Genomic DNA, 10,272 nt, shown 5'->3' with positions numbered 1-10,272 from the left:
CACCGGCCGGCCGCAGCGCCCCGCCGCGCAGCAAAGGCGCAGGCGGCTTCGGTGCACCAAAAGGCGCCGTGGTGGTGACCGGCGCGCGCGGCGCCAAATCGCAGGCCCGCTCCGACGGCCGTGCCGCCGCCAAGCCGGGTGCCCGCAAAGGCAAGCCAGGCCCGCGTTGAGCCGCAGGCGGCCACCCGGCCGCCCTGCTAAAATAACCGTTTTTGCACCACCGAACACGTTGGAGAATTGAATGCAGCAATACCAGGAATTGATCCAGACCGTCATCGACACCGGTAGCTGGCAGGACAACCGCACCGGCATCCGCACGCTGAGCGTGCCGGGCGCAATGATGCGCTTCGACCTGACCAAGGGTTTTCCTGCGGTGACGACCAAGAAGCTGGCATTCAAATCCGTGGTGGGCGAGTTGTGCGCCTTCATGCGCGCCTCGCGCAGCGCCGCCGACTTCCGCGCACTGGGCTGCAAGGTCTGGGACCAGAACGCCAACGAAAACCAGCAATGGCTGGACAACCCATACCGCCAGGGCACCGACGACCTGGGCCCGGTCTACGGCGTGCAATGGCGCCAGTGGCCAGGCTACAAGGTGATCGACGCCGATCAGCAAGCCCAGTTGGCCGACGCGCAAAAGAACGGCTTCACCGTGGTCGCGCCGATTGAAGAAGACGGCGTGCAGAAGGTGCTGCTCTACAAAGCCATCGACCAACTGCGCGAGTGCCTGGACACGATCGTGAATAATCCCGGCAGCCGCCGCATCCTGTTCCACGGCTGGAACCCGGCCGTGCTGGACGCCGTCGCCCTGCCGGCCTGCCATCTGCTGTATCAATTCCTGCCTAATCCGACCACTAAAGAACTGTCGATGTGCCTCTACGTACGCTCGAACGACCTGGGTCTGGGCACGCCATTCAACCTGGCGGAAGGCGCGGCGCTGATGCATCTGGTGGGCCGCCTGACCGGCTACACGCCGCGCTGGTTCACCTACTTCATCGGCGACGCCCATATTTACGAGAACCACATGGAGATGGTGCAGGAGCAGCTGAAGCGCGAACCGTTCCCGCTGCCGCAACTGGTGATCGCCGACCGCGTGCCGTCCTTCGCGCAAACCGGCAAGTACGAACCGGAATGGCTGGAAAAAATCGAACCGTCCGACTTCGCGCTGGAAGGCTACCAGCACCATGCACCGATCACCGCCGCCATGGCCGTATGATGCGTCTGGATTTCGTGCCCGGCACGCTGTGCGATGAGCGCATGTGGGGCCGGCTGCTGCCGCTGCTGGGCGATGGCTTTGAATTCAACCACGTGCCGTTGTACAAGGCGCAAACGCGCGAGCAGATGCTGGAGCTGATCGGCGCCCACAGCGCGCCGCAAGCTAATCTGGTCGGCTTTTCGCTGGGCGCCTACCTGGCGATGGAGTACGCGCTGGCCCATCCCGAGCGCGTGGCCTCGCTGACCATCATCGGCAGCGCCGGCAAAAAGCTGCTCGACAAGGAAAAAGCCACGCGCCTGCGCATCATTCCGCAGCTGGAAAAAAACCACTACACCGGCATGACCCAGATGCGCCTGCGCGAAATCGTCGCGCCTGAGCACATGGACGATCCTGCCATCGTCGGCGTGATCCAGCAAATGGCCGTGGACCTCGGCAAGGACGTGCTGCTGGCGCAGTTCCGCAGCACCATCGAGCGCCCGGAGCTGATGGACCGCGTCCACACCCTGCGCTGCCCGGCCATGATCATCGGCGCCGAACATGACAATCTGGCGCCCGCCGACGACGTCCGCGCACTCGCTGCCAGCTGGCCCGGCGCCCAGCTGCACATGCTGGACGACGGCACAGGCCACATGATGCCGCTGGAAGCGCCGCAGGTGCTGGCCGGCTACCTGCGGGCGTTCTACCCACGCTGACCGCCGGGCTAGGCCTTGACGATAATGGTGCCGGCCATCTCCTCATGGCCGCCACCGCAAAAGTTATCGCATAAGAAGCCGAACTGGCCGACCTTGTCCGCCTTGATCGTGACGCGCACCGGCTTGCCCATGATCAGATCTTCGCGGATTCTAAAATCCGGCACGCTGAAACCATGCGGAAAATCCACCGCCGTCAATTCCAGTACCACGGTCTCACCCTTTTTCAGTTCGATGACATTGGGCGTAAAGCGGAATTTGCGCGCCTCGATCTGAATCACGCGCTCCTTGCTTGCCGCGTGCAGTACGCCGAGCGCCACCAGCGACAGCGGTGCAGCCAACAGTAATCTACGTTTCGCCTGCATGGCTCATCCCTTCACAACGGGCAGTTCGGTGATCTGCATGCCGGCACTGGCGCGCGCCGCGACTTCGCGCAGGCCCAGCCCCCTGGCCGGCGCCGCCGCGTCCCACGGCAGCGGTGTACGCTTCTCCTGGGAACCTGGCGCCGGCAGCGGAAAGATCAGCGACTTCGCCGCATGGTGGGCGATATGCCCGCTCATGTGGTGGTTCTCCTGGTGGATATGCCCGTAAAACACGGTGACGTTCTCATATGGCATCAGCAGCGCAATGGCTTGCGCGCCATCACGCGTGGCCCAGTCCCATTGCGGCGCCAGGTCGAACAAGGGCCGGTGCGTCAGCACCACGATGCGCGCGTCTTGCGCCTGCGTCGCCAGATCGGCCTTCAGCCACGCCAGTTGCGCTTCGCCGATGCGCGCGCCGGGGTCCGAGACGTTATCGATGGCGATGAAATGCACGCCCTTGTGATCGAAGCTGTAATGCGTGGGGCCGAAGAACTCCTGATACGCCGCCCCATTGTCGAGCGATGCATCGTGCTCGCCCGGCAGGAAGTGGATGTCCTTCACCTTCAGCCCGACGATGATTTCCTTGAATTCCGCCATGCGCCGGCGGCGCTCGTCCGGATCGTCTGTGGTATGCGTCAAATCGCCGGTAAAGACGATGAACTCCGGCGGCTCCGTCAGCGCATTGACACGCTCCACTGCCTGCTTCAGGGTATTCTGCGCATCCGGATTGGCCGGTCCCTTGTAGCCCCAGTGCGAATCGGACAGCTGCACGAAATAAAAGTCCTCGCTTCCCGCAGCCGCCAGCGCCGGTCCATACAGGCCCGAGATAAAAACGGCGCCGCCGCCCACCGCGCCCAGCTTTAAAAACTCCCTGCGATCCATCATGATGTGTCTCCCGTCGCCGATTGAAAAAGAGGGCTGCGCATCCATGGCATAATCGACATCAGGACACGCAAGCCGCACTGAGTCAAACCCGCATCGCCACGTGCTTATTCCCGCTGATTTTTTTATTTTAAAAACGGGAATAAAAATGCCCGGCATCGAGTCTTCATAGTCTGGACCACTACGATGGACAAGCTTTTGGGCGATCCCGATAAAACCGCGCAGTTCGAGGCGCTGGCCATGCCGCACCTGGATGCCGCCTACAACCTGGCGCGCTGGCTGACCCGCAACGCCCACGACGCCGATGATCTGGTGCAGAACGCCTATCTGCGCGCGTTTCGTTTTTCCGATGGCTTTCGCGGTGGCGACGCCCGCACCTGGCTGCTGACCATCGTCCGTCACACCTACTACACCACGCAGCGCAATAGCCGGCATCAGCGCGCCGACCTGGGGCTGGACGAGCTGCCGGAAGAGCCGCAACAGGACGGCGTCAGCGACCCGGCCGCCATCACCGCCGCGCGCGACGCCGGCCGCAGCGTGGACGCGGCCCTGAGCCGCCTGCCCTACGCGTTTCGTGAAGTGCTGGTGCTGAAGGAGATGGATGATTTGTCGTACAAGGAAATCGCGCAGGTGGTGGACATCCCGATCGGCACCGTGATGTCGCGCCTGGCGCGGGCGCGCAAGCTGTTGCTCGCTTATTTGAAACAGGGAGGTCAGGATGGACTGTAAACTCAGCCGCGAGGAATTGTCGGCCTATCTGGACGCTGAACTAGACGGTGCCGAACTACAGCAGGTACAAGCCCACCTGGATCAATGCGCAAGCTGCCGCGCTGCGCTGGCGCAGCTGGAAGTGCTGCAAGACCAGTTACAGGTCGACGCCACCCACTATGCCGCACCAGCCTATCTGCGCCACCGCATCCACGCGGCACTGCACGACAACAGGCCGCCGCTGCCCGCCGCCCGCCCGCGCCGCTGGTCTTGGGCCTGGATCAACCTGGGGCTGGCGGCCGGCGCCACCACGGCCTTTGCCGTGACACTGTCGCTGTATCTGGCACAGCCGTCGCAGGACGACCTGGCCGAGCGCGAACTGGTGGCCAGCCACTTCCGCGCGCTGATGCCGGAGCATCTGGCGGACGTCGCCTCCACCGACCAACACACCGTCAAGCCCTGGTTTGCCGGCAAGCTGGATTACTCGCCGCCAGTGCATGACCTGGCAACGCAGGGATATCCGCTGATCGGCGGCCGGCTGGACTACCTTCAGCAACGGCCGGTGGCGGCGCTGGCCTACCGGCACCGGCTCCACATCATCAACCTGTACGTGTGGCCGCAGACCGCGCAGCACGACGGCACCCCTCATGCAGCCGCCCATCAGGGTTTCCACCTGCTGCGCTGGACCCAGGACGGCATGCAATACGCTGCCGTTTCCGACATCGCGGCGCCGGATCTGCAAGACTTTTCCCGGCGGCTGCAGGCCGCGCAAGCGCAATCGGCGCAGTAGCAAGTTCGTCCTGCCGTCGGCGGCGGTTTTGAACGATAATACCGGCTCATTACCTTATTGCAGAACCCATGAGCTTATTGACCATCATCGTCGCCACCGACGCCCAGCGCGGCATCGGCATCAACAACACGCTACCGTGGAAGCTGCCGGAAGACCTGGCGCACTTCAAGCGCACCACCACCGGCCATCCGATCATCATGGGCCGCAAGACTTTCGACTCCATCGGCCGGCCACTGCCGAACCGCCGCAACATTATCGTTACGCGTAACGATAAATGGTCGCACGAAGGCGTTGAAACCGTTGGCTCGATTGACGCCGCCATCTCGCTGCTGGACGGCGCCGAGGGCTTCGTCATCGGCGGCGCCGAGATTTACCAGCAATCGCTGCCGCTGGCCGACCAGTTGATTATTACGCAAATCGCCCATACCTTCGACTGCGATGCCTTCTTCCCCGAGATCGACGCCGCCGCCTGGCAGGAAACCGCCCGCGAGGAACACGTCGCCGAAGCATCCGGTTTGCACTACGCTTTTGTCACCCTGCGCCGCAAGGCATAACAAGTAAGAGGATACCCAATGTCTAGCGAAGGCTTCCACGTCCACGGCCCGCACGATCACGCGGTGGAACACGCTGCCCACGGCAGCGACGGCTTCTCCAACAACATCGCCGTGATGACGGCCATCTTGGCCACCGTCGGCGCGGCCTTCGGCTACCTCGGCGGCGCCACCCAGAACGACGCCGCCCTGTTCAAGAACAACGCCGCCATCGACAAGACCGAGGCGGCCAACCGCTGGAATTACTACCAGGCCAAGTCGGCCCGCCAGAATCTGGCCGAACTGGCCATGACCTTGCCCGGCGTCGATCCGAAACGCTACGAAGCCGATGCCGCCCGCTACAAGCACGATAAGGAAGACATCAAGAAGGAAGCGGAGAAGTTCGAGGAATCGTCCAAGCAATGGAACGAGAAGTCGGACGAGGCCATGCACAAGCATCACCAGTGGGCACTGGCCACCACCGCCGAGCAGATCGCCATCTCGCTGGCCGCCATCACCCTGCTGACCCGCAAGAAGTGGATGATGGGCCTGGCCTACGGCGTGGCCGGCGTCGGCCTAGTGTTGGGCGGCCTGGCGTGGTTAGTCCACTAGGCAACATTAACTGAGTGGCAATTGCCGCCTGTCATGGCGGCGTCATGCTACTCATGCATTCTGGTACGATAATTTTTTTCCCGCATTAGCGCTATTTCTGCGAGAATCCCGTTCTTATTTTTTGCGGCCACTTTGGTCGCGCCCTGTCCGCCCCTTCACATCCTGTCAGGGGCGGCTTGCTTTTTTGGAGACATGCATGAAATTTCGTTTCCCCATCGTCATTATTGACGAGGATTTCCGTTCTGAGAACACGTCCGGTCTGGGCATTCGCGCCCTGGCCGATGCGATGGAAAAAGAAGGCATGGAAGTGGTGGGCGTGACCAGCTACGGCGACCTGGCCCAGTTCGCCCAACAGCAATCGCGCGCGTCGGCCTTCGTGCTGTCGATCGACGATGAAGAATTCGGCACCGGCTCGGTGGAAGACACCGATACTGCGCTGAAGTCGCTGCGCGCCTTCGTCGAAGAAATCCGCTACAAAAACGCCGACATCCCGATCTACCTGTACGGCGAAACCCGCACCTCGCGCCACATTCCGAACGACATCCTGCGCGAACTGCACGGTTTCATTCACATGTTCGAGGATACGCCGGAATTCGTCGCGCGCCACATCATCCGCGAGGCCAAGTCCTACCTGGACGGCCTGGCGCCGCCGTTCTTCCGCGCGCTGGTGGAATACGCCAACGACGGTTCGTACTCGTGGCACTGCCCGGGTCACTCGGGTGGCGTGGCCTTCCTGAAGTCGCCGATCGGCCAGATGTTCCACCAGTTCTTCGGCGAAAACATGCTGCGCGCCGACGTCTGCAACGCGGTCGAAGAGCTGGGCCAGCTGCTGGACCACACCGGTCCGGTCGCCAAATCCGAGCGCAACGCCGCCCGCATCTTCAACGCCGACCACTGCTACTTCGTCACCAACGGTACCTCGACCTCGAACAAAATGGTCTGGCACTCGACCGTGGCGCCGGGCGACATCGTGGTGGTCGACCGCAACTGCCACAAATCGATCCTGCACTCGATCATCATGTGCGGCGCGATTCCGGTGTTCCTGATGCCGACCCGCAATCACCTGGGCATCATCGGTCCGATTCCGCTGGAAGAGTTCACGATGGAAAGCATCATGCGCAAGATCGAGGCGAATCCATTCGCCCGCGAAGCCGTGAACAAGAAGCCGCGCATCCTGACCATCACCCAGTCGACCTACGACGGCGTGGTGTACAACGTCGAAACCCTGCGCGAAATGCTGGACGGCCAGATCGACACCCTGCACTTCGACGAAGCGTGGCTGCCGCACGCCACCTTCCACGACTTCTACAAGAACATGCACGCGATCGGCAAAGACCGTCCGCGCGCCAAGGAGTCGATGATCTTCTCGACCCAGTCGACCCACAAGCTGCTGGCCGGCCTGTCGCAGGCCTCGCAGGTGCTGGTGCGTGAATCGGAGTCGGTCAAGCTGGACCGCGACGCCTTCAACGAGGCCTACCTGATGCACACCTCGACCTCGCCGCAATACTCGATCATCGCCTCGTGCGACGTCGCTGCGGCCATGATGGAAGCGCCGGGCGGCACCGCGCTGGTGGAAGAATCGATCCTGGAAGCGCTGGACTTCCGCCGCGCCATGAAGAAGATCGATGCCGAATGGGGCAAAGACTGGTGGTTCAAGGTATGGGGCCCGAACGAGTTCGCCGAAGAAGGCATCGGCACGCGCGAAGACTGGATCATCAAAGCGGAAGACGACTGGCACGGCTTCGGCAAGCTGGCGCCGGGCTTCAACATGCTGGACCCGATCAAGGCCACCATCGTCAACCCTGGCCTGTCGCTGGACGGCAAGTTCGACGACACCGGCATTCCGGCGTCGATCGTCACCAAGTACCTGGCTGAGCACGGCGTGATCATCGAGAAGTGCGGCCTGTACTCGTTCTTCATCATGTTCACCATCGGCATTACCAAGGGCCGCTGGAACACGCTGCTGACCGCACTGCAACAGTTCAAGGACGACTACGACAAGAACCAGCCGATCTGGCGCATTCTGCCGGAATTCGCGGCCGCCAATCCGACCTACGAAACCATGGGCCTGCGCGACTTGTGCCAGCAGATCCACGATTTCTACAAGGCCTACGATGTCGCCCGCCTGACCACCGAAATGTACCTGTCGGACATGGTCCCGGCGATGAAACCGTCGGACGCGTTCGCCAAGATGGCGCACCGCGAAATCGAACGCGTGGCGATCGACGAACTGGAAGGCCGCATCACTTCGATCCTGCTGACGCCTTACCCACCGGGCATTCCGCTGCTGATTCCAGGCGAACGCTTCAACAAGACCATCGTTGACTACCTGCGCTTCGCGCGCGACTTCAACGAACGCTTCCCAGGTTTCGAGACCGACGTCCACGGCCTGGTCAAGCGCGAGGTGGATGGCAAGCGCGGTTACTTCGTAGATTGCGTTAAGCAATAAGCATCACGCAAATCCAAAAGGCAGCTTCGGCTGCCTTTTTCGTTGTGGGGATGTGACATTTACAAACAATCATCTTAGTTTTCAATCGTATAAGTTCGGCCAACTTTCCGTAATTTCGCCTCATCGTCGGCGATAAAAATTAGAATAGCTTAACTTTGGCTGTTCGCTAAGAAACAAAATAAGTTTCCGTACGTCACTCAGTTTTACAATTGAGCCCGTTAATTCCAATGGGCAATATCGTGAAACTTTCCTCTTCCTTGTTGGTCGCTGTGATGTTGACGCTGGCCGCCTGCGGTGGTGGCGGTGGCGGCAGCACGTCGAGCGGCAGCACGGCGCCGAGCAGCAGCGCGGGCGGCGCCGTGGTGACAACGCCAGCCGATCCGGCGGCGCCGACCACGCCGACCACGCCAACTGCACCGAGTACGCCGACAGCACCGGCCGCGCCAGCCTCCCCGTCCACCCCGGCGGCACCGGCCGGCGACGCTGCCATCACGCTATCCAAGGCGGCCGCCTCGCAGTTCCTGGCGCAGGCCACCTTCGGCCCGACCGCCGCATCGATCGACGCGCTGGCCGCCAGCAGCAAGAGCGCCTGGATAAATGCGCAATTTGCGATGCCGCAAACGCTGCACCGTGACTACATCCAGGAAAGAACGGCCGCCGGCGGCTTGACGGCTTATTCGATGCTTGAATCGTTCTGGAAGCAGGCCGCCATCGGCGACGACCAGTTGCGCCAGCGCGCCACCTTTGCCCTGTCACAGATCTTCGTGATTTCCATGGTCGATCCGAACGTGGGAACGCGCTCGGCCGGCGTGGCCGGCTATTACGACATGCTGGGCCAGAACGCCTTCGGCAATTTCCGCAATCTGCTGCAAGGCGTGGCCCTGCATCCGATGATGGGCATTTATCTGAGCCACATGCGCAACCAGAAGGAAAGCGGCGCCCGCGTGCCGGATGAAAATTTCGCGCGCGAGGTCATGCAGTTGATGACCATCGGACTGTATCAGCTGAACCAGGACGGCAGCATCAAGACCAGTGGCGGCAAGCCCATCGAAACCTATACCCACGACGATGTCATGGGCCTGGCCAAGGTGTTCACCGGCTGGAGCTGGGCCGGCCCCGACCAGAGCGCTACCCGTTTCAACGGCGGCAACGCCGATCCAGCGCGCGACTGGACGCCGATGCAGAGCTATAGCGCCTACCATTCCACTTCGGCCAAGACCTTCCTGGGCGTGACGACCAACGGCAGCGCCGAGGCCGACTTGAAGGTGGCGCTCGATACATTATTCAACCATCCCAACGTCGGCCCGTTCATCGGCCGCCAGCTAATCCAGCGCCTGGTCTCCAGCAATCCGAGCCCAGCTTATATCAGCCGCGTGGCCGCCGCATTCAACAACAACGGCGCCGGCGTGCGCGGCGACATGCGCGCCGTGATCCGCGCCGTGCTGCTCGATCCGGAAGCCGCCGCCACTGGCAGCGCCAAGAAGCTGCGCGAGCCGGTGCTGCGCATGGTCAACTGGATGCGCGCCTTCAACGCCAAGTCGACCAGCGGCCGCTTCACCATGGTCGGCACGGACGATGCCTTGAGCGGTCTAGGCCAGTCGGCGCTGCGCGCGCCATCCGTCTTCAACTTCTTCCGGCCCGGCTACACGCCACCGGGCAGCGCGCTATCCGCCGCCGGCATGGTGGCGCCGGAGATGCAGATCACTGGCGAGCCGTCGGTGACGGGCTATCTGAACTACATGCAGGGCGTGATCCCCAACGGCGCCGGCAGTGGCCGCGACATCCAGCCCGACTACAGCGCCGAGCTGGCGCTGGCGGCGCAGCCGGCACAACTGGTCGACCGCGTCGCCCTGCTGCTGGTTGGCGGCCAGATGTCGGGCACGCTGCGCAACCAGCTGATCACGGCGCTGAACGGTGTCGCCTTGCCGGCCGCCACCGCCACCAACGCCGCCACCATCGCGACGGCGCAAAAGAACCGCGTCTACCTGGCCATCTTCCTGACGATGGCCTCGCCTGAATACCTGGCCCAACGCTAAA

At 62.5% G+C, this 10,272-nt stretch carries 10 protein-coding genes; 8 read left to right on the top strand and 2 right to left on the bottom strand.

The genetic code is table 11. The annotated features are described in order from the left end of the window. Positions 1–241 precede the first annotated feature (241 nt). Both GTP69_RS27945 and GTP69_RS27940 read left to right on the top strand, forming a co-directional pair. The gene (locus tag GTP69_RS27945; RefSeq protein ID WP_161057946.1) at positions 242–1,213 is read left to right on the top strand and encodes a thymidylate synthase; all 972 of its coding nucleotides are present in this window, start codon (positions 242–244) and stop codon (positions 1,211–1,213) included. Then, positions 1,210–1,905 (top strand): alpha/beta fold hydrolase, encoded by a 696-nt coding sequence (locus tag GTP69_RS27940; RefSeq protein WP_161057945.1) that lies wholly within the window; start codon positions 1,210–1,212, stop codon positions 1,903–1,905. The genes GTP69_RS27945 and GTP69_RS27940 overlap by 4 nt, the downstream gene beginning before the upstream one ends. 8 nt (positions 1,906–1,913) lie before the next feature. Here the strand turns inward: GTP69_RS27940 and GTP69_RS27935 are convergent, their stop codons facing one another. Both GTP69_RS27935 and GTP69_RS27930 read right to left on the bottom strand, forming a co-directional pair. Beyond that, positions 1,914–2,267, bottom strand: a complete 354-nt coding sequence (locus GTP69_RS27935) for a cupredoxin domain-containing protein (protein ID WP_161057944.1) — start codon at positions 2,265–2,267, stop codon at positions 1,914–1,916. Positions 2,268–2,270: 3 nt separating this feature from the next. Beyond that, on the bottom strand, positions 2,271–3,146 hold the full coding sequence (locus GTP69_RS27930) for a metallophosphoesterase family protein (RefSeq protein ID WP_161057948.1): 876 nt from the start codon (positions 3,144–3,146) through the stop codon (positions 2,271–2,273). A gap of 186 nt (positions 3,147–3,332) precedes the next feature. Here GTP69_RS27930 and GTP69_RS27925 point away from each other — a divergent pair, with 186 nt between their 5' ends. The 6 genes from GTP69_RS27925 (at position 3,333) to GTP69_RS27900 (ending at position 10,271) form a co-directional block, all read left to right on the top strand. Then, entirely contained in the window at positions 3,333–3,875 is a 543-nt protein-coding gene (locus GTP69_RS27925; protein ID WP_161057943.1) for a sigma-70 family RNA polymerase sigma factor, read from the top strand. After that, positions 3,865–4,644: an anti-sigma factor family protein gene (locus tag GTP69_RS27920; RefSeq protein ID WP_161057942.1), complete on the top strand. Its 780-nt coding sequence runs from the start codon at positions 3,865–3,867 to the stop codon at positions 4,642–4,644. The genes GTP69_RS27925 and GTP69_RS27920 overlap by 11 nt, the downstream gene beginning before the upstream one ends. A gap of 68 nt (positions 4,645–4,712) precedes the next feature. After that, positions 4,713–5,198 (top strand): dihydrofolate reductase, encoded by a 486-nt coding sequence (locus GTP69_RS27915; RefSeq protein ID WP_161057941.1) that lies wholly within the window; start codon positions 4,713–4,715, stop codon positions 5,196–5,198. Positions 5,199–5,216: 18 nt separating this feature from the next. Further along, entirely contained in the window at positions 5,217–5,786 is a 570-nt protein-coding gene (locus GTP69_RS27910) for a DUF4337 domain-containing protein (protein ID WP_161057940.1), read from the top strand. A gap of 196 nt (positions 5,787–5,982) precedes the next feature. Beyond that, entirely contained in the window at positions 5,983–8,235 is a 2,253-nt protein-coding gene (locus GTP69_RS27905; protein ID WP_110847703.1) for an arginine/lysine/ornithine decarboxylase, read from the top strand. Positions 8,236–8,474: 239 nt separating this feature from the next. Further along, positions 8,475–10,271 carry a DUF1800 domain-containing protein gene (locus GTP69_RS27900; RefSeq protein ID WP_371868162.1) on the top strand — a complete coding sequence of 599 codons (1,797 nt, stop codon included), beginning with the start codon at positions 8,475–8,477 and terminating at the stop codon, positions 10,269–10,271. Position 10,272 lies beyond the last annotated feature (1 nt).

Origin of the sequence: Duganella levis (assembly GCF_009857605.1) — a bacterium.
Lineage (GTDB): Bacteria > Pseudomonadota > Gammaproteobacteria > Burkholderiales > Burkholderiaceae_D > Rugamonas > Rugamonas levis.
The sequence above is the reverse complement of the archived record's forward strand: the minus strand, read 5'-3'. Positions and strand labels throughout refer to the sequence as shown.

Bases quoted from the DNA above. Each gene is read 5' to 3' on its own strand.
- GTP69_RS27945 (WP_161057946.1), top strand. From the start codon at position 242: ATGCAGCAATACCAGGAATTGATCCAGACCGTCATCGACACCGGTAGC.
- GTP69_RS27940 (WP_161057945.1), top strand. From the start codon at position 1,210: ATGATGCGTCTGGATTTCGTGCCCGGCACGCTGTGCGATGAGCGCATG.
- GTP69_RS27935 (WP_161057944.1), bottom strand. From the start codon at position 2,267: ATGCAGGCGAAACGTAGATTACTGTTGGCTGCACCGCTGTCGCTGGTG.
- GTP69_RS27930 (WP_161057948.1), bottom strand. From the start codon at position 3,146: ATGGATCGCAGGGAGTTTTTAAAGCTGGGCGCGGTGGGCGGCGGCGCC.
- GTP69_RS27925 (WP_161057943.1), top strand. From the start codon at position 3,333: ATGGACAAGCTTTTGGGCGATCCCGATAAAACCGCGCAGTTCGAGGCG.
- GTP69_RS27920 (WP_161057942.1), top strand. From the start codon at position 3,865: ATGGACTGTAAACTCAGCCGCGAGGAATTGTCGGCCTATCTGGACGCT.
- GTP69_RS27915 (WP_161057941.1), top strand. From the start codon at position 4,713: ATGAGCTTATTGACCATCATCGTCGCCACCGACGCCCAGCGCGGCATC.
- GTP69_RS27910 (WP_161057940.1), top strand. From the start codon at position 5,217: ATGTCTAGCGAAGGCTTCCACGTCCACGGCCCGCACGATCACGCGGTG.
- GTP69_RS27905 (WP_110847703.1), top strand. From the start codon at position 5,983: ATGAAATTTCGTTTCCCCATCGTCATTATTGACGAGGATTTCCGTTCT.